Below are 18,117 nucleotides of genomic sequence, written 5' to 3'. Positions count from 1 at the left end.
GACAAATCAAATAGTTAGCACAATAAAAAGCATTCCGAGAGGAAAAATTAGTCGTTGAAATTTTATAATGCTTATATAAATCAGTATCTTAAATTATTCAACAAAGCCGGTGCAGGGCAGAAAGGATTTATCCCAACCCCATTAGATAAACTGCTTTTTATTTTATTGTATTTAAAATGTTATCCGACCTATGATTTGCAAGGACTTCTTTTTGGTTTAGATAGAACACGGGTATGTCGCTGGGTAAAAATATTATTGCCGGTTTTAGAGATGACCTTGGGGCGAGAATGTGTTTTGCCCGCTCGTCAAATTCGCTCTGCTGAGGAATTTTTTCGCGCCTTTCCTGGAGTTAAAGACGTCTTTATTGATGGGACAGAGCGACCTGTCCAAAAGCCTAAGAATCTGCGTCGGCGAAAAAAAATGTATTCGGGAAAGAAAAGACAGACCACTCGAAAAGGGCTTATTATGACTGACGAAACAAGGCAAATTGGATTTATCCCCATGAGCAAAAATGGGCGCCGTCACGATAAACGCTTACTCGATAAAGTCGATATAATTCGCCATATTCCTCCTGAGGTAACCATCTGGGCAGATACCGGTTTTCAAGGTATAGATAAACAGCATCCTAATACACAAATCCCAAAAAAAGGAACTCGAAAAAGACCTTTATCGCCTGAACAAAAACAAGAAAATAAAATAATCTCGGGCATCCGTATTACAGTTGAACACGCCATCGCGGGTATCAAGCGCCTCGGTTGCATGACCCAAATTTTACGGAATCGTAGACCCTTTATTGATGATACCTTCTTACTCCTTAGCGCCGGTCTTTGGAATTTCCATCTCAGAACAGCGTAAAATTTACTTCAATCACCGAAACACCCTTATTTCACTATTAAGCAACACGCTTATTGTCACTCCCCTCAGGATCTGCTGGGTGAATCAGGCCTACTCAAGGTGCTGACTAAAAGACTGGCGGAACGGGTTCTTGAAGCTGAGATGGAGATGCACCTTGGGTATGCTAAGCATAACCCGGCAGGTAATCATTCAGGCAACTCCCGCAATGGCAAGACATCCAAGAGCGTACGTAGCCAAAATGGGGAGATCGAGCTCGATATTCCGCGCGACCCCAACAGTATAGCCAAGCGACATTATTTTGATAACAGCCAGCTATGCTTCTTTGCCGCATATCAGGGCATAGGATGTAATCATTTTTAAGTCGGTTGGCTATACCTTCGAGCCGACACTGATCGGTAAGAACGAAAAACAGCTTAACGGCTTCGATGACCGCATTATTTCTCTCTATTCCAGAGGGTTATCAACCCGTGATATTCAGGCACACTTTAAAGAAGTCTACGGGGTCGATGTTTCCGCTGGCTTCATTTCTCAAGTGACCAATGCTGTGATGGATGAAGTTAAGCGCTGGCAGCAACGGCCGCTGGATGCGCTTTATCCCATTAAACTAGTTGCTGAATAGAGACTTGCATTTTTTGTCAGGCTATTGAGAATAAAAAGAGGTTTAACTTAGAGAATAAAGGTTTGAAATGATCAACAAAGAGCGGTTGTTACGAGATAATCGTTTATGTAAAGCAATCATTGGATTATCAGTCGAAGAATTGAAAAATTTAGCCGCTGAATTTTCAGCTTGTTATTTGATTTATCGGAAAAAGAATCGAAAAGATCACGAGCGGCAGATGGGTGCAGGGCAGAAAGGATTTATCCCAACCCCATTAGATAAACTGCTTTTTATTTTATTGTATTTAAAATGTTATCCGACCTATGATTTGCAAGGACTTCTTTTTGGTTTAGATAGAACACGGGTATGTCGCTGGGTAAAAATATTATTGCCGGTTTTAGAGATGACCTTGGGGCGAGAATGTGTTTTGCCCGCTCGTCAAATTCGCTCTGCTGAGGAATTTTTTCGCGCCTTTCCTGGAGTTAAAGACGTCTTTATTGATGGGACAGAGCGACCTGTCCAAAAGCCTAAGAATCTGCGTCGGCGAAAAAAAATGTATTCGGGAAAGAAAAGACAGACCACTCGAAAAGGGCTTATTATGACTGACGAAACAAGGCAAATTGGATTTATCCCCATGAGCAAAAATGGGCGCCGTCACGATAAACGCTTACTCGATAAAGTCGATATAATTCGCCATATTCCTCCTGAGGTAACCATCTGGGCAGATACCGGTTTTCAAGGTATAGATAAACAGCATCCTAATACACAAATCCCAAAAAAAGGAACTCGAAAAAGACCTTTATCGCCTGAACAAAAACAAGAAAATAAAATAATCTCGGGCATCCGTATTACAGTTGAACACGCCATCGCGGGTATCAAGCGCCTCGGTTGCATGACCCAAATTTTACGGAATCGTAGACCCTTTATTGATGATACCTTCTTACTCCTTAGCGCCGGTCTTTGGAATTTCCATCTCAGAACAGCGTAAAATTTACTTCAATCACCGAAACACCCTTATTTCACTATTAAGCAACACGCTTATTGTTTACCTTGACTGTATTGTTGTCAAAAGCCAGGACGGCGGAGCCGTGGCCAACAAGTCTGTTTATCTGGCCCTCGGCGTCAACGGCCAGGGCGAAAAAGAGCTGCTGGGGCTATGGATAGCCAAAACTGAGGGGGCCAAGTTCTGGTTATCTGTGATGACAGAACTGAAAAATCGTGGGCTAAAGGACATCTTCGTCGCCTGCTGCGATGGCCTGAAAGGCTTTCCTGATGCCATTGAAGCTGTTTACCCGCATACGCGGGTACAGCTCTGCATTGTGCATCAGGTGCGGAACTCGCTGCGCTACGTCGGCTGGAAAGAGCGTAAGGCCGTTGCTGCTGACCTGCGCACCATCTATAGTTCCGCAACGCTAGAGGGCGCTGAAGAGGCCCTGGATGCCTTCGCGGCCAAATGGGATGAGCAGTTCCCGACGATCAGCCCGTCGTGGAGAAATAATTGGGAACGTCTCATCGTCATTTTTGACTTTCCGCCGGAGATCCGCAAGGTTATCTACACCACCAACGCGATAGAGTCGTTAAATGCTTCATTGCGCAAGATAACGAAAACGCGACGAATATTTCCAACGGATGACTCGGTGATAAAATTACTCTATCTAGCCTTGCGTAATATCTCTGCTAAATGGACCTTGCCGCCACATTCCCACTCGAAACGCAACAAAACGGTAGAGGCTTATGCCACCAGTAAGTGCGTTAAAAATACCTCATTGCGGGAACGATAGCCCAGCGATTTTCTGCCCCTTGTATTGAGTATGTGTTCGAGTTCGGCAATCTTACGATGACTGACCTGACTGAAGTCTGTTCCCTTTGGGTAAAAACGTCGTATCAGCCCGTTGGTGTGCTCATTCAAGCCCCTCTCCCAGGAATGATAAGGATGGGCAAAGTAGACCTGCGCCCCTGTGATTTGAGTAATTTGCTCGTACAGAGCGAATTCAGGGCCGTTATCAGCTGTTAGGGTCTTAAACTTGCAAAAGGTATTAGCTTCAATGTCCCTGAAAGCAGCAACCACAGTCTCCGCACGCTTATTAGACAGTTTGCGAATGATGACGGTTTTCAATGCTTTATCTACGATGGTTAACAAGAATGACTTCTGGTCTTTGCCAAAAATAGTGTCAATTTCGAAGTGGCCAGGCTCCTGTTTAAGCTCGGCTTGAGCTGGGCGATACTCAATACCAACACGGTTGGGAATAGGGCCTGATTTGAGGTTTTCGGCATTGTACCTGTAACGTTTTCCCGATTAGGAAGTTGCTGATATAGCTCCCCGCCAGCCTGTCTCTCCTGCAGGATATAGCGATATAGCGTATTCTTGCTGACAGATATACCGAATTCCAGGTGCAAACGGCCACTGATGATTTCAGGTGAAGAGTGAGTGGAAAGCGCCTGCCTGATGAAGTTCTGAATGTGTGGCTCCAACGGGTAAAAAGCATTGTTTGGCAGAGGCTTATGACGGCGTTCCCGGACCAGAGTGTCCGCCCTTCTACAGCAGTAGACACCATTGAAAGTAGGGTCGGTATTGCGTCTGAGTTCCCTGCTGATGGTCGAGCGAGGCAGAGCAAGCTCTCTGGCGATGGTAGCTTGGTTGACACCTTCACCACGCCGCTTTTCGATGTAGAACCGTTCTTTCTGAGTCAGATGTTTTCCCTGCATGCAACAGGCTCTCCAGTAGGGCCAGAACGGTGATTTTATCCGACTCTGGCAAGTGGGTCACTTTGTTGCGTTTCGAGTGGGAATGGGGCCTTGAGTAGGCCTGATTCACCCAGAAGCTCCTGAGGGGAGTGACAATCCTGAAGCAGTTGGTCAATAAGTTCGTTGCTGATAGGCATTTTTTGTCCTCTGAAGGTTTTCCTCAAAATGCCATTTACACAGATCTTTTTACACTCTCGCAAACCCGGGGATTACGCAACTCACTGAATAATGTCTCCTCCGTTGAATCAGGCATTGGTATCCAGTCGCAAGAGCTCGATCAGCTTGATGCCATTGGCGCCGATCGCAAGCTGGCTAATGCACAGGCCAAGAGTGCGTTGGTAGATACCGACTGGGTACCCGCCATTTCATCCTACATCATGCAGCAAGCCTCTTTGCAGGCCGCTTACACCGCTTATCAAGATATGCAGGGAATGTCACTGTTCCAAATTAACAGGTAAAAACAGTGATGCGGCACAGATTTGAATACGCTTAAACCGTGCGTGTTCTTTGGGCATGTCATTTTTTAAATGGCGTGCCATTTTTTGTTTTTATTCTCTCACCTGCCTGAATTCCCATTCTCTGAAAACTGGCCCACTGCTAGGCAGTATGAACGCGGTGTCTGCTTACTATAGCCAACCGACTTAAAAATGATTACATCCTATGCCCTGATATGCGGCAAAGAAGCATAGCTGGCTGTTATCAAAATAATGTCGCTTGGCTATATGAAGAGGCTTGTGTAAGCCTTGTCAATACGTCAGCGAGAAGGTTGAGGATTTCACTGAACAGGTGCTCGGTGAAAGGGGCTAACAGGAAAAGCAACATACCTAGCGTCATGATTCCCACGGTCAATGTCAGTGGAAAAGGCTTTGTTGAATATAGCTAAACGACTTAATTTTGATTACATTATTTAAATGAGCTATTCAATTGATTTTAGACGTAAAGTGATATCTACACGGAAAAACGAAGGGTTGAGTATCCGAGAAACAGCGAAGCAATTTCGGATTGGCCCTGCCTCTGTATCGCGTTGGATTAATCAAATAGAGTCAAAAGCATCGACCACGCGTCAGCGAAAGATCGATAAATCCGAGTTGATAAAAGATGTTGAACAATATCCAGATGCTTACCAAAAAGAACGTGCAGAGCGTTTTGGCGTTTGTCAGAAGGCCATTTGGCAAGCGCTTAAAAAGCTGGGATTGACCTATAAAAAAAACTCTACGTCATCCGAAAGCCGACGAAAACGCCCGGCAGGGATTTCAACAAAAAAAACAACAGTATGAAAAAGAAGGTAAACCTATTGTTTTTATTGATGAAAGTGGTTTTTCACACGATGCCCCACGGACTCACGGCTATTCCCCAAAAGGTCAACGGTGTTTTGGCCTGAAGAACTGGGGAGCTAGGGGAAGAACAAATGTTATCGGCGCTTTATTAGGCACAACGCTGTTTGCTATCGGATTATTTGATATCAATATTAACAGCGATGTTTTCTATGCCTGGGTCACACAAGTCCTTATCCCAGTACTCCCTAAAAACAGTGTAATCATGATGGACAATGCCACTTTTCACAAAAAACATAATATTCAACAAGTCATCATCGATGCAGGGTATATGGTGGAGTATTTGCCTACATATTCGCCAGATCTTAACCCAATTGAGCATAAATGGGCACAAGCAAAAAGCAAAAAAAGAGAGATGGGTTGCGATACAGAGAGTTTGTTCTCAGTCCATATGGTGTAATCAAAATTAAGTCGCTTGGCTATAATTTAAGATACTGATTTATATAAGCATTATAAAATTTCAACGACTAATTTTTCCTCTCGGAATGCTTTTTATTGTGCTAACTATTTGATTTGTCGTTCTAACAAAATACATTCTCTGTAAATGCATTCTAACTAAAGAAGATGTAAATCAAACGGTTAAATTATTCAACAAAGCGAGTGGAAAACCAATCACGAACACGGTGAGATGAGGCGCAACGCGGTTTAACAAACCGAGCGAGATGTTGAGTGCCAGCAGTAAGGTAATCAACGGCAGAGCCAGCATCATACCGTTGATAAATATCATGCTTCCTGCCCGAGCTAGCCCCAAAAAACCATCACCATTGAGCGGCGCGGTGCCAATTGGCAATGTATAAAAGCTGTCGGCAATCAACGATATCATCCATAAATGGCCGTTGAAGGCCATAAAAAGCAACATCGCCATGATATTGAGAAAACGAGCAAGCACCTGCATGTTTGGCCCACCGGTGGGGTCAAAAAAGGTGGCAAATGCCAGCCCCATTTGCATACCAATGAGCTCGCCCGATAACCGCACGGCAGCAAAAGCCAATTGCATGTTGAACCCAAGCGCAGCACCGATAAGTAACTGTTGCAGAATGATCCAGACGCCACCTGCGGAAAATATCGGTGTGGTATTCACCGGCAAATAGGGGGCGACCAGGAGGGTAATGACAATGCCGAGGCAGATCTTCACGCGGGCCGGGATTGCACGCTCATTGAATTCCGGGCACGCAGTAATTAATGCCAGAATGCGTATCAAGGGAAACAGGAACTGATTGACCCAAATCTCCCACTGTATGCTATAGCCAAGCGACTTAATTTTGATTACACCATATGGACTGAGAACAAACTCTCTGTATCGCAACCCATCTCTCTTTTTTTGCTTTTTGCTTGTGCCCATTTATGCTCAATTGGGTTAAGATCTGGCGAATATGTAGGCAAATACTCCACCATATACCCTGCATCGATGATGACTTGTTGAATATTATGTTTTTTGTGAAAAGTGGCATTGTCCATCATGATTACACTGTTTTTAGGGAGTACTGGGATAAGGACTTGTGTGACCCAGGCATAGAAAACATCGCTGTTAATATTGATATCAAATAATCCGATAGCAAACAGCGTTGTGCCTAATAAAGCGCCGATAACATTTGTTCTTCCCCTAGCTCCCCAGTTCTTCAGGCCAAAACACCGTTGACCTTTTGGGGAATAGCCGTGAGTCCGTGGGGCATCGTGTGAAAAACCACTTTCATCAATAAAAACAATAGGTTTACCTTCTTTTTCATACTGTTGTTTTTTTTGTTGAAATCCCTGCCGGGCGTTTTCGTCGGCTTTCGGATGACGTAGAGTTTTTTTTATAGGTCAATCCCAGCTTTTTAAGCGCTTGCCAAATGGCCTTCTGACAAACGCCAAAACGCTCTGCACGTTCTTTTTGGTAAGCATCTGGATATTGTTCAACATCTTTTATCAACTCGGATTTATCGATCTTTCGCTGACGCGTGGTCGATGCTTTTGACTCTATTTGATTAATCCAACGCGATACAGAGGCAGGGCCAATCCGAAATTGCTTCGCTGTTTCTCGGATACTCAACCCTTCGTTTTTCCGTGTAGATATCACTTTACGTCTAAAATCAATTGAATAGCTCATTTAAATAATGTAATCAAAATTAAGTCGTTTAGCTATATCAAGCGTTAGCATGACTAGCCAATGATCGTCGGCAGTTGGCCGAACAACGTGCACATGTAATCCAGCATCAAGCTCAGCATCCAGGGTCCCGCAATTACCAGCGTGAAAAACACCGTCAGAATTTTCGGGATGAAGGAGAGCGTCATTTCGTTGATCTGGGTTGCAGCCTGCAACAGGCTGATGATCAAGCCGCTGAACAGCGCTGATAGGAGAGGTGGGGCTGCGAGCGCCAGTGCGACCTTCATTGCTTCATAGACTAAAGCCATTACGGATTCTGGCGTCATCGGGCGACCTTAGTAGGAATTAACTGTAAAAACTTTGTGCGAGTGAACCGAGCAACAATTGCCATCCGTCAACCAGCACAAATAGCATAAGCTTGAACGGCAACGAAATGGTGGCCGGCGGCACCATCATCATACCGAGGGCCATCAGCACACTGGCAACCACCAGGTCGATAATCAAAAAAGGGATAAAAATGGTAAAGCCAATCTGGAAGGCGGTTTTCAATTCACTGGTAACAAACGCAGGGACCAACACACGCATAGGAACCGCTTCTGGCCCCTGAATTTCGCCCATCTGCGCAGACGTGTAAACAATGCCAAATCGGATTGCCGAGTCTGGCGTAGCATGAATTCGCGTAAAGGTTGAGCACCGCGCTCAATGGCCGTTTGCATGCTGATCTGATCCTGACTGAATGGCACATCATAGGCCTCATCGTAAACCCGGTTTAGCACCGGAGACATGATGAAAAAAGTCAGAAACAGCGTCAAACCCAACAGCACCTGGTTAGGGGGCGCGGTAGGGGGGCCTAATGCGTTACGTAATAAGCCCAGGACAATGATGATGCGTGTAAAACAGGTCATCATCAGCATGGTTGCTGGAATAAACGTCAAAGACGTCAGGAAAACCAGCGTTTGAACCGGTAAAGTCCAACTCTGGCCGCCGTTGGCGAGCGGCTGGCTGATAATTACCGGCAGCTGTGCCCAGACCGCGGGCGTAAAGAGCACCAGAACGGCGGCGAGTGCCGGCAATCCGCGCTTTAGTGCTGATAATGGTGGAACATGAAGACGCACTTTCATTCCGATTTTTCCGGACGTTTGATGACTTTATGTAATAATTGCCGGAAATTGGCCGGTATGGTCATCTCGCCAGCAGGCGCGTTGTCCATTTCTTGAGCGGGTAGGGAATGCAACGGGGTAATCTGCTGTGCCGTTACACCCAGTACCAGCCAGGTATCCTCAATTTCGACCACCACAACGCGTTCGCGTTGTCCGACCTGGCAGCTTGAAACCACCTTGACCAGCTTATTTTGTCTGACGGGGGGGGTTAACCCCAGCTTACGTACCACCCAGGCAATCGCCAGAATGAGCACCAAAACGCCCACCAATACGGTGCCTACCTGGGTAAGCAACGAACTGGCGGGAAAGGGAGCGGTGGCAACCTGCGTCGTGGCATGAGAGGCAGGTGCCGACGGCGCAGGAGTAAGAGGTTGGGTATCGGCCATTAGCGACTCAAACGACGCATCCGCTCGGAAGGCGTAATAATATCGGTAATACGTACCCCGTATTTATCCGATACCACCACCACTTCACCCTGAGCAATCAGATAACCGTTGATCAGAATATCCAAGAGCTCACCCGCCAATCCATCTAACGCCACCACGGAACCTTGCGTTAAACGCAGCAGTTCTTTGATCGTCATTTTGGTGCGGCCGAGTTGAACGGTCAGTTTTACCGGGATATCGAGGATCAGGTCAATATCCTGCAAGCTGCCGAGTGCATCGGTAGGGTCCAGGCTCTTGAAGATATTGTCCGTTGCGCTTGGTTTTTCTGCGGCTTGTTGCTCGTTAAACGCATCAGCCCACAGATCGTCCACGAATTCCTTGTCGTCGGACGGTTGCTTGGTGTCACTCATTGGGCTGTTCCTCATTATTTAGAGAATTCAAAATAGGGTTAATCTAATGTTCGACGCGTAACGCATATTGCCCATTCAGCGTACCGTATTGAATGGTCAGTACCGGAACGCCATCAACGTGTGCAATGATGCGATCGGGTTTATCAATAGGCAGGACATCACCCGGCTGAAGTTTTAATACTTTGGAAAGCCGCAGCGGTATGTCAACAAAATTGGCCACTAACTCCAACTCAGAATGTTGCACTTGCGTGGCCAACGTTTCGCGCCAATTCTTATCTTCCTGGCGGGAGTTTTCCAAGGGGGGATTGGTCAGCACTTCGCGCAAGGGTTCAATCATCGAGAAGGGGATGCAGATGCTGAATTCACCCAATAGGGTACCGATTTCGACATGAAAAGGCGTAGTAACCACAATATCGTTCGGTGATGTCGTGATGTTGGTAAATTTTACCTGCATCTCAGAACACACATACTCAATGTCGAGTTTGTAGATTGCATTCCAGGCTTCGCCATAGGCATCAAGCGCCAAACGCAACATACGTTTTACGATACGCTGCTCGGTATTGGTGAACTCACGACCTTCTACTTTGGTGGGAAAGCGTCCATCCCCGCCGAACAGGTTGTCTACCGCAATGAATACCATGCTTGGCGAAAACACGAACAGAGCCGTGCCACGCAAGGGTTTCAGGTGGATCAGGTTAAGGTTCGACGGCACCGGCAAGTTGCGTGCAAATTCATGGTAAGGCTGTGTTTTAATTGCACCAACGGTGATGTCCGGGCTACGTCGTAGCAGGTTGAACAACCCGATACGGAATTGACGTGCAAAGCGTTCATTGATGATCTCCAACGCTTGCATACGTTCACGGACAACACGTCGTTGCGTGTTGGGATCATAAGGCTTGACGTCGCCGTCCGATTTCGCGGAGGCGTTGGCACTGCTGGCGTCATCACTACTTCCGCCATTGAGCAATGCGTCAATTTCTGCTTGAGAGAGAATGCTATCGCACATAAGGATTACCGCAAAATAAAGGCAGTGAATAACACGTCAGTAACGACCTGATTCGGCTGTCCGGGGACAAGTGGGGGGCTTAGCACCTGCTTTATTAGCACCTGCTTTATTTGTTCAATCAGCTTCTGCTTACCCTGCTCATTTGCCAAGGAGATGGCATCCTGACGCGACAACAGCAATAATAAGCGGCTATGCACCTCAGGGAGGTAATTCGTCAAACGTGCTCTGGTTTCTTCGTCTGACAGACGCAAGGTGAAACCGACATAAAGTACCCGGTCCGGGTTATTGTCTGCATTGACCAAATTGACAGTAAACGTGTCCAACGGCATAAACACTGGCGCTGGGGGCGGTGGAGCCACTTGCTGCTCAGCGGAAGAGGACTTGTGGTACAAGATCCACCATGCTACGCCCGCAGCTCCTGTTGCCGCCAGCGCAATGATAATAAGCAGTATCACCCAGATAGATCGCTTACGCCGTGAACCAGCTTGCATGTCAGACATGGTCAAAGAGAATTCCTGTTATTAATCAATATCTAATACCAATATCGTGCGGCACTAAATGAATATATGATGTTAATGATTATCCGGTCTATTCGTCTATTCAATACAAGGAACAAACCAGAAAAATCGCGCTAACTTGTTCGTTTACCTAATGTTTATGCAAAAATATCTACGCCGCTCACTGGTCTTGTGCGGACTGCGCTTGACATATCAATCTCGTTTGCTTCGTCGCCATAGGGCACGGAGGACGCAAATTGCTGCCGATAAGATGCGTTGTTATCACCGGTATAGTTGTTATTACCCGCCATGTGCTGTTGGGCCTGTTGCCAACCGCTATTATCACTCGCTACGCTGCTTTGACCGAGGTTGATACCGCTTTCTGCCATCGCTGAACGCAGGTGAGGCAACGCCGCCTCAAGGGCACTACGCACCTGGCTGTTTGCCGATGCTAAATGGATTTGAGCCTGATTATCATCCAGTCGCAGCGAAATATGCAACGTACCCAACTCTTCAGGGTGCAACCGTAATTGTACGCTTTGCTGTCCGTTACGGCTGAGCATGATAATTTGCTGACCCAAGGAGTCTTGCCACTGCGTTGTGCCCAATTGTGCATTTAACTGCGCGCTGGCGCTGGGTTGCGCAATGTTGTTCGCCATTGACGTCTGCGCATTAGGTGCCAGACTCACCGGAGCCGTGTGTGCAGTCAACGGTAATGGGCTGCCATTGCTATCCTGTTTGGCAACATCGGCGAGGGAGTGGTTCACAACTGCCGATTTATCCTGAACGGCACTGCTGTCATCCAACTGCGCCTGAGCACGAGACTGATCGTTTGATGCTGTACGGCTGTTCTTGGCGTTGGTTATTGCCGTTGCCAGCGTATCATTTGCGCTGGTTAACGCATCGCGCGGGGCGAGTGTACCGAACAAGGCTGTGGACGCGGTTGCACCCTCAGATGTGTTCTGCTGTGCAGCCTGACTCAGGCCCGGTAATGACAGCGACTGTGCTGCCTGGAGCAAAGACGACATCTCACTGCTTGATGGCGCCGTAGCCGGTGTTACCACTGGCGATAGCATCGCCATCAGCGCTTGCAGCGCTTGAGTATCGGTTGAAGACGTGTCGTCGCTACCCTTTTCCAGGGCAGTGTCTTTGCCTTTAGCAAAAGACTTGCGTAATGACGTCACCAGTTCTGACAACGTTTTGTCATCCAGATTGTCTTGCCCATTAACGGCTTTAAGCAGCGTGTTCAGATCCTGCTGGCTAAGATCAATATCTTGTCCAGACAACGCATCCAACAGCTTTTGCTTACTGTCTTTCCCGCTCAGCGCCGAAGTGTTGTCAGTCGGCACTGCGGTAGTGGCTGCTTTTTTCGGCAGGTGTAGCGATAACAGTTGAACGAAATCCTGAGGCAACTGATCCGTTGCAAGTAACCCCGAAGCCGATCCTGCGGTGTCACTGGCGCCAGTGCTTGCTGTTGTGGTAACGATTGGCAGCATCATAAATCTGTTTTCCTAAGAGAGGCCCGTTGGGCAAATTCATCCATCCGTTTTTGATCGAGGCGGTTCTCGTGCGCGAGCTGCCTGATATCTTCTCTTTCTTGTAGCGTCTCAAACGCATTGAGGCGCTTCTGCTTTTCCTGCCAGGCTTTCATCGCCAGACCCAGGCGCGAATTCCAGTGTTGCAGTTGTTTCTGATGCTGATCAATAGCAACGTCCAGCGTTTGAATAAACTGCTGGAAATTCTGCCAACTGGTGTTGGCCATGCCCTCAGACATCGTCACTTGTAACCTTCCGCGATAATCTTCCTGATAGTTTAACAGCATATTCAGTTGTTGTTCAGCTTGTTGGTAGGCTTTACGTACTTTCGGCTTTGTTGAATAATTTAAGATACTGATTTATATAAGCATTATAAAATTTCAACGACTAATTTTTCCTCTCGGAATGCTTTTTATTGTGCTAACTATAGCTAAACGACTTAATTTTGATTACATTATTTAAATGAGCTATTCAATTGATTTTAGACGTAAAGTGATATCTACACGGAAAAACGAAGGGTTGAGTATCCGAGAAACAGCGAAGCAATTTCGGATTGGCCCTGCCTCTGTATCGCGTTGGATTAATCAAATAGAGTCAAAAGCATCGACCACGCGTCAGCGAAAGATCGATAAATCCGAGTTGATAAAAGATGTTGAACAATATCCAGATGCTTACCAAAAAGAACGTGCAGAGCGTTTTGGCGTTTGTCAGAAGGCCATTTGGCAAGCGCTTAAAAAGCTGGGATTGACCTATAAAAAAAACTCTACGTCATCCGAAAGCCGACGAAAACGCCCGGCAGGGATTTCAACAAAAAAAACAACAGTATGAAAAAGAAGGTAAACCTATTGTTTTTATTGATGAAAGTGGTTTTTCACACGATGCCCCACGGACTCACGGCTATTCCCCAAAAGGTCAACGGTGTTTTGGCCTGAAGAACTGGGGAGCTAGGGGAAGAACAAATGTTATCGGCGCTTTATTAGGCACAACGCTGTTTGCTATCGGATTATTTGATATCAATATTAACAGCGATGTTTTCTATGCCTGGGTCACACAAGTCCTTATCCCAGTACTCCCTAAAAACAGTGTAATCATGATGGACAATGCCACTTTTCACAAAAAACATAATATTCAACAAGTCATCATCGATGCAGGGTATATGGTGGAGTATTTGCCTACATATTCGCCAGATCTTAACCCAATTGAGCATAAATGGGCACAAGCAAAAAGCAAAAAAAGAGAGATGGGTTGCGATACAGAGAGTTTGTTCTCAGTCCATATGGTGTAATCAAAATTAAGTCGCTTGGCTATATGAAAAAACGGCAAGAAACTATCTAGCAATGGTGAAACTGGGCTGCATCCGCTTGTTTTACGCCCGGTTACGTAATTAAGGGACACAGCCTAGAATGTCCGACGTTTTCCCCCCGAGGCGGTAATGGATACGCACAAAATGTGCGATTGCGTTTCATTAACCATAGACGAGGGTTCGCCTTCGGCGCATAAAAATATAGAATAAATGCATCTTTTATTTTCAGGGTTATTACAGGAGCACACGATGTCATCTATTCACGGCTATGAAGTACTGCATATGATGTTGGATTCTGCTGAATCCTACACCACGGAAGGGCTGATTGCCGCCATTGAGGCGCGTTTCGGTACCGATGCTCGCTTTCACACCTGCTCCGCTGCCGACATGAGCGCGGCCATGTTGGTGGATTTTCTGGCAAACAAAGGCAAGTTTATCCCGCAGGATGCCGGGTTTAACACAGCAGCCAGCAAGATCTGCCAACACTAAGCCATGGCGTTCACCCTACGCCCCTATCAACAGGAGGCCGTTTCCGCCACGCTGGCCTATTTTCGGCAACATCAACACCCTGCGCTGATCGTACTGCCCACTGGCGCAGGAAAAAGTCTGGTGATTGCCGAACTGGCGCGGTTAGCGCGAGGGCGAGTGTTGGTGCTGGCGCATGTCAAAGAGTTGGTTGAACAGAATCACGCCAAATATTGCGCCTGGGGATTGAATGCCGACATTTTTGCTGCCGGGCTTAACCAGCGCCGCAGCGAAAGCAAAGTGGTGTTTGGCAGCGTGCAATCCGTGGCGCGTAATCTGCCCGCCTTTACCCAGTTCTCGCTACTGATTATCGATGAATGCCATCGCATCAGCGATGACGACGACAGCCAATATCAGCAAATCATTACGCACCTGCGCGCGCAAAATCCTGCGTTGCGCCTGCTCGGCCTTACCGCAACCCCCTATCGCCTGGGCAAAGGCTGGATTTATCAGTATCACTATCACGGCATGATACGCGGTGATGATCAATGCCTGTTTCATGACTGTATCTATGAACTACCGCTGCGTTACATGATCAAACACGGCTTTCTGGTACCGCCGCAGCGCCTGGATATGCCGGTGGTGCAGTATGATTTCAGCCGTCTGAACATACACCCTCACGGCCTATTCAGCGAAGCGGATCTCAACCGCGAATTACGACGACAGCAGCGCGTCACGCCCCAGATTGTTAATCAGATAGTCAGCAACGGCACCGAACGTAAAGGTGTGATGATCTTTGCGGCAACCGTGGAGCATGCCCGAGAAATTCACGATCTGTTACCTCAGGGAAAAGCCGCTTTTGTCAGCGGAGAAACCCCTGCCGCAGAGCGTGATGCGTTGATAGCAGCCTTTAAGCAGCAACAGTTGCACTATCTGGTTAATGTGGCGGTGTTGACGACGGGCTTTGATGCGCCGCACGTCGACGTCATTGCTATCCTGCGCCCAACGGAATCCGTCAGCCTGTATCAGCAGATCGTCGGACGCGGCCTGCGCCTGTCACCGGGAAAAACGGATTGCCTGATTTTGGATTATGCCGGGAATCCCCACGATTTGTATATGCCGGAAGTCGGCAGCCATAAACCACACAGCGGTAGCCAGCCGGTACAGGTGCTTTGCCCACAGTGCGGTTTCGCCAACCTGTTTTGGGGAAAAACCACGGCGGAGGGTGATATCCTCGAACACTATGGCCGCCGCTGCCAAGGCTATGAAGAAGACGAAAGCGGTGTACGTGTACAGTGTGACTACCGGTTTCGCTTTAAAGTATGCCCCGAATGTGGCGCCGAAAACGACATTGCCGCGCGTCGTTGCCACCAATGCGATCACATTATGGTCGATCCTGACGACATGCTCAAAGCCGCACTCAAGTTGAAATATGCCCTGGTGTTACGCTGTAGTGGCATGCAGATGACGACCGGACAGGATGAGAAAGGCGAGTGGCTAAAGATCACTTATGTTGATGAAGAAGGAGCGGACGTCAGCGAACGTTTTCGCCTGCATACGCCTGCCCAGCGCCACGTATAGCCAACCGACTTAAAAATGATTACATCCTATGCCCTGATATGCGGCAAAGAAGCATAGCTGGCTGTTATCAAAATAATGTCGCTTGGCTATATTTACTCAACAGTTTTTACGGGTACACCAGCGTGCGCCAGGACTGACGCTGACATGGCAATCCGCACAGGATATCTTGCGCCAACAAACCGCCCTGCGTGCGCCAGACTTTGTCGTAGCGCGACGCCAAGGCAAACAGCGGCAGGGCTTTTGGCAAGTGAGGGAAAAACTGTTTGATTATGAAGGCCGTTTTCGCCGGGCCAATGAATTGCGCTAGCGGTCCCAACACAGTTTCATTTGCCGCCACGCGGATATTACGTTAGAATGCAGCCCGCTTTTGTCATGCAAAAGCCACTCTGTTCCATTGTGAATAACACATTCCATTGCGAATAACCTAACCTGTTGCTGGGTCGCCTGTAGCAGGTGTATTTTCTAAAGTAGAGAAAATCATGATCACGATTAATGTTGAAGTACGTAAAGAGCAGGGTAAGGGTGCGAGCCGCCGCCTGCGCGCAGCCAGCAAATTCCCAGCCATCATCTACGGTGGTGCGGAAGCGCCGGTATCTATCGCCCTGGATCACGACAGCGTTAAAAACCTGGAAGCTAAAGAAGGTTTTTACGGTGAAGTTCTGACCCTGGTTGTTGATGGTAAAGAAGAAAAAGTGAAAGTTCAGGCTGTTCAGCGTCACGCTTACAAGCCGAAACTGACTCACATCGACTTCGTTCGCGCTTAATCGTTTGGGGAACCCTGTGGGACGCCGCGTGTTTTCCTAGGAATCAAGAATGTCGATAAGAAAAACGCCGCTTATGCGGCGTTTTGAGTCTGTAAAGAATTTTGTGTAAATGGCTCCATTGCTTAACCGGAGATTCGTTCTCCATACATCAACATGAATTGGCTCATAGCAGGTTTCCAGTCTCTGATTGGCAAGGTCCATTTAGCAGAGATATTATGCAAGGCTAGATAGAGTAATTTTATCACCGAGTCATCCGTTGGAAATATTCGTCGCGTTTTCGTTATCTTGCGCAATGAAGCATTTAACGACTCTATCGCGTTGGTGGTGTAGATAACCTTGCGGATCTCCGGCGGAAAGTCAAAAATGACGATGAGACGTTCCCAATTATTTCTCCACGACGGGCTGATCGTCGGGAACTGCTCATCTCATTTGGCCGCGAAGGCATCCAGGGCCTCTTCAGCGCCCTCTAGCGTTGCGGAACTATAGATGGTGCGCAGGTCAGCAGCAACGGCCTTACGCTCTTTTCAGCCGACGTAGCGCAGCGAGTTCCGCACCTGATGCACAATGCAGAGCTGTACCCGCGTATGCGGGTAAACAGCTTCAATGGCATCAGGAAAGCCTTTCAGGCCATCGCAGCAGGCGACGAAGATGTCCTTTAGCCCACGATTTTTCAGTTCTGTCATCACAGATAACCAGAACTTGGCCCCCTCAGTTTTGGCTATCCATAGCCCCAGCAGCTCTTTTTCGCCCTGGCCGTTGACGCCGAGGGCCAGATAAACAGACTTGTTGGCCACGGCTCCGCCGTCCTGGCTTTTGACAACAATACAGTCAAGGTAAACAATGGGATAAAGCGCATCCAGCGGCCGTTGCTGCCAGCGCTTAACTTCATCCATCACAGCATTGGTCACTTGAGAAATGAAGCCAGCGGAAACATCGACCCCGTAGACTTCTTTAAAGTGTGCCTGAATATCACGGGTTGATAACCCTCTGGAATAGAGAGAAATAATGCGGTCATCGAAGCCGTTAAGCTGTTTTTCGTTCTTACCGATCAGTGTCGGCTCGAAGGTACTGTTGCGGTCGCGCGGAATATCGAGCTCGATCTCCCCATTTTGGCTACGTACGCTCTTGGATGTCTTGCCATTGCGGGAGTTGCCTGAATGATTACCTGCCGGGTCATGCTTAGCATACCCAAGGTGCATCTCCATCTCAGCTTCAAGAACCCGTTCCGCCAGTCTTTTAGTCAGCACCTTGAGTAGGCCTGATTCACCCAGCAGATCCTGAGGGGAGTGACAATCTTGAAGCAGTTGGTCAATAAGTTCGTTGCTGATAGGCATTTTGTTATCCTTTAAAGGTTTTCCTCAAAATGCCATTTACACAGATTATTTTACAGTC

General features: G+C 47.5%; 21 protein-coding genes and 9 pseudogenes. 14 read left to right on the top strand and 16 right to left on the bottom strand.

Annotation, left to right across the window (positions count from 1 at the left end; all coding sequences use genetic code 11):
• Positions 1-54 precede the first annotated feature (54 nt).
• The 4 genes and pseudogenes from ACQGXV_RS26800 to ACQGXV_RS26785 all read left to right on the top strand — a co-directional run.
• Positions 55-855: a transposase family protein gene (locus ACQGXV_RS26800; RefSeq protein ID WP_440863719.1), complete on the top strand. Its 801-nt coding sequence runs from the start codon at positions 55-57 to the stop codon at positions 853-855.
• Positions 856-891: 36 nt separating this feature from the next.
• Positions 892-1,456: pseudogene (locus ACQGXV_RS26795) on the top strand (transposase); the annotation flags it as partial.
• A gap of 85 nt (positions 1,457-1,541) precedes the next feature.
• Positions 1,542-2,441, top strand: a complete 900-nt coding sequence (locus ACQGXV_RS26790) for a transposase family protein (RefSeq protein ID WP_440862939.1) — start codon at positions 1,542-1,544, stop codon at positions 2,439-2,441.
• Positions 2,383-3,147, top strand: a pseudogene (locus ACQGXV_RS26785) (IS256 family transposase); the annotation flags it as partial. The gene ACQGXV_RS26790 and the pseudogene ACQGXV_RS26785, both read left to right, overlap by 59 nt.
• 38 nt (positions 3,148-3,185) lie before the next feature.
• Here the strand turns inward: ACQGXV_RS26785 and ACQGXV_RS26780 are convergent.
• Genes ACQGXV_RS26780 through ACQGXV_RS26770 form a run of 3 tightly spaced genes read right to left on the bottom strand, consistent with a single transcriptional unit; the run spans position 3,186 to position 4,335 of the window.
• Entirely contained in the window at positions 3,186-3,701 is a 516-nt protein-coding gene (locus tag ACQGXV_RS26780; RefSeq protein ID WP_440867630.1) for an IS30 family transposase, read from the bottom strand.
• Complete coding sequence (locus ACQGXV_RS26775; RefSeq protein ID WP_440863718.1) at positions 3,587-4,159, bottom strand: transposase; 573 nt, start codon at positions 4,157-4,159, stop codon at positions 3,587-3,589. The genes ACQGXV_RS26780 and ACQGXV_RS26775 overlap by 115 nt, the downstream gene beginning before the upstream one ends.
• A 35-nt stretch (positions 4,160-4,194) precedes the next feature.
• Complete coding sequence (locus tag ACQGXV_RS26770) at positions 4,195-4,335, bottom strand: hypothetical protein (RefSeq protein WP_440867843.1); 141 nt, start codon at positions 4,333-4,335, stop codon at positions 4,195-4,197.
• A 66-nt stretch (positions 4,336-4,401) separates the two neighbouring features.
• On the opposite strand from ACQGXV_RS26770, the pseudogene flgL reads away from it, so the two are divergent.
• Positions 4,402-4,656 (top strand): annotated as a pseudogene (gene flgL, locus ACQGXV_RS26765) (flagellar hook-associated protein FlgL); the annotation flags it as partial.
• Positions 4,657-4,897: 241 nt separating this feature from the next.
• On the opposite strand, the pseudogene ACQGXV_RS26760 reads toward flgL, so the two are convergent.
• Positions 4,898-5,059: pseudogene (locus tag ACQGXV_RS26760) on the bottom strand (hypothetical protein); the annotation flags it as partial.
• Positions 5,060-5,109: 50 nt separating this feature from the next.
• On the opposite strand from ACQGXV_RS26760, the gene ACQGXV_RS26755 reads away from it, so the two are divergent.
• Positions 5,110-5,475 carry an IS630 transposase-related protein gene (locus ACQGXV_RS26755; RefSeq protein WP_440862584.1) on the top strand — a complete coding sequence of 122 codons (366 nt, stop codon included), beginning with the start codon at positions 5,110-5,112 and terminating at the stop codon, positions 5,473-5,475.
• Positions 5,399-5,932, top strand: coding sequence for an IS630 family transposase (locus ACQGXV_RS26750; RefSeq protein ID WP_440862665.1), 534 nt, complete (start codon positions 5,399-5,401; stop codon positions 5,930-5,932). Before ACQGXV_RS26755 ends, ACQGXV_RS26750 begins: the two co-directional genes overlap by 77 nt.
• Positions 5,933-6,103: 171 nt before the next feature.
• Here ACQGXV_RS26750 and fliR read toward each other — a convergent pair whose 3' ends face one another.
• The 11 genes and pseudogenes from fliR to fliJ all read right to left on the bottom strand — a co-directional run bounded on the left by fliR (position 6,104) and on the right by fliJ (position 12,971).
• Positions 6,104-6,793 carry a flagellar biosynthetic protein FliR gene (gene fliR / locus ACQGXV_RS26745; protein WP_440867629.1) on the bottom strand — a complete coding sequence of 230 codons (690 nt, stop codon included), beginning with the start codon at positions 6,791-6,793 and terminating at the stop codon, positions 6,104-6,106.
• Between the two features lie 5 nt (positions 6,794-6,798).
• A complete protein-coding gene (locus ACQGXV_RS26740; protein WP_440862665.1) occupies positions 6,799-7,332 on the bottom strand; it encodes an IS630 family transposase in 534 nt (177 codons plus the stop codon).
• Entirely contained in the window at positions 7,256-7,621 is a 366-nt protein-coding gene (locus ACQGXV_RS26735) for an IS630 transposase-related protein (protein WP_440862584.1), read from the bottom strand. The genes ACQGXV_RS26740 and ACQGXV_RS26735 overlap by 77 nt, the downstream gene beginning before the upstream one ends.
• 53 nt (positions 7,622-7,674) lie before the next feature.
• Positions 7,675-7,944, bottom strand: coding sequence for a flagellar biosynthesis protein FliQ (fliQ, locus tag ACQGXV_RS26730; RefSeq protein WP_440863717.1), 270 nt, complete (start codon positions 7,942-7,944; stop codon positions 7,675-7,677).
• Positions 7,945-7,963: 19 nt separating this feature from the next.
• Positions 7,964-8,739 (bottom strand): annotated as a pseudogene (fliP, locus tag ACQGXV_RS26725) (flagellar type III secretion system pore protein FliP).
• Positions 8,736-9,164 (bottom strand): flagellar biosynthetic protein FliO, encoded by a 429-nt coding sequence (gene fliO, locus ACQGXV_RS26720; protein WP_440863716.1) that lies wholly within the window; start codon positions 9,162-9,164, stop codon positions 8,736-8,738. Before fliO ends, fliP begins: the two are co-directional and overlap by 4 nt.
• Complete coding sequence (gene fliN / locus ACQGXV_RS26715) at positions 9,164-9,574, bottom strand: flagellar motor switch protein FliN (RefSeq protein WP_440863715.1); 411 nt, start codon at positions 9,572-9,574, stop codon at positions 9,164-9,166. The genes fliO and fliN overlap by 1 nt, the downstream gene beginning before the upstream one ends.
• A gap of 43 nt (positions 9,575-9,617) precedes the next feature.
• Positions 9,618-10,580 carry a flagellar motor switch protein FliM gene (fliM, locus tag ACQGXV_RS26710; RefSeq protein WP_440863714.1) on the bottom strand — a complete coding sequence of 321 codons (963 nt, stop codon included), beginning with the start codon at positions 10,578-10,580 and terminating at the stop codon, positions 9,618-9,620.
• A gap of 5 nt (positions 10,581-10,585) precedes the next feature.
• Positions 10,586-11,080, bottom strand: coding sequence for a flagellar basal body-associated protein FliL (gene fliL / locus ACQGXV_RS26705; RefSeq protein ID WP_440863713.1), 495 nt, complete (start codon positions 11,078-11,080; stop codon positions 10,586-10,588).
• A 155-nt stretch (positions 11,081-11,235) separates the two neighbouring features.
• Entirely contained in the window at positions 11,236-12,576 is a 1,341-nt protein-coding gene (locus tag ACQGXV_RS26700) for a flagellar hook-length control protein FliK (RefSeq protein ID WP_440863712.1), read from the bottom strand.
• A complete protein-coding gene (gene fliJ, locus ACQGXV_RS26695) occupies positions 12,573-12,971 on the bottom strand; it encodes a flagellar export protein FliJ (protein ID WP_440867628.1) in 399 nt (132 codons plus the stop codon). Before fliJ ends, ACQGXV_RS26700 begins: the two co-directional genes overlap by 4 nt.
• A 103-nt stretch (positions 12,972-13,074) precedes the next feature.
• Between fliJ and ACQGXV_RS26690 the strand changes: the two genes are divergently transcribed.
• The 7 genes and pseudogenes from ACQGXV_RS26690 (at position 13,075) to rplY (ending at position 16,725) form a co-directional block, all read left to right on the top strand.
• Entirely contained in the window at positions 13,075-13,440 is a 366-nt protein-coding gene (locus ACQGXV_RS26690; RefSeq protein ID WP_440862584.1) for an IS630 transposase-related protein, read from the top strand.
• Positions 13,364-13,897 carry an IS630 family transposase gene (locus ACQGXV_RS26685; protein WP_440862665.1) on the top strand — a complete coding sequence of 178 codons (534 nt, stop codon included), beginning with the start codon at positions 13,364-13,366 and terminating at the stop codon, positions 13,895-13,897. Before ACQGXV_RS26690 ends, ACQGXV_RS26685 begins: the two co-directional genes overlap by 77 nt.
• Positions 13,898-13,907: 10 nt before the next feature.
• Positions 13,908-14,000, top strand: a pseudogene (locus ACQGXV_RS26680) (IS5 family transposase); the annotation flags it as partial.
• Between the two features lie 164 nt (positions 14,001-14,164).
• Positions 14,165-14,404, top strand: coding sequence for a YecH family metal-binding protein (locus ACQGXV_RS26675; RefSeq protein ID WP_440863711.1), 240 nt, complete (start codon positions 14,165-14,167; stop codon positions 14,402-14,404).
• A gap of 3 nt (positions 14,405-14,407) precedes the next feature.
• A pseudogene (locus ACQGXV_RS26670) lies at positions 14,408-15,952 on the top strand (DEAD/DEAH box helicase); the annotation flags it as partial.
• A gap of 100 nt (positions 15,953-16,052) precedes the next feature.
• Positions 16,053-16,268, top strand: a pseudogene (locus tag ACQGXV_RS26665) (ATP-dependent helicase); the annotation flags it as partial.
• Between the two features lie 172 nt (positions 16,269-16,440).
• A complete protein-coding gene (gene rplY, locus ACQGXV_RS26660) occupies positions 16,441-16,725 on the top strand; it encodes a 50S ribosomal protein L25 (protein ID WP_222160321.1) in 285 nt (94 codons plus the stop codon).
• 122 nt (positions 16,726-16,847) lie between these two features.
• On the opposite strand, the pseudogene ACQGXV_RS26655 reads toward rplY, so the two are convergent.
• Positions 16,848-18,059 (bottom strand): annotated as a pseudogene (locus ACQGXV_RS26655) (IS256 family transposase).
• Positions 18,060-18,117 lie beyond the last annotated feature (58 nt).

Source organism: Symbiopectobacterium purcellii, from assembly GCF_052050035.1.
Taxonomy (GTDB): Bacteria; Pseudomonadota; Gammaproteobacteria; order Enterobacterales; family Enterobacteriaceae; genus Symbiopectobacterium; species Symbiopectobacterium purcellii_A.
This window is presented reverse-complemented; position numbering and strand designations above follow the sequence as displayed.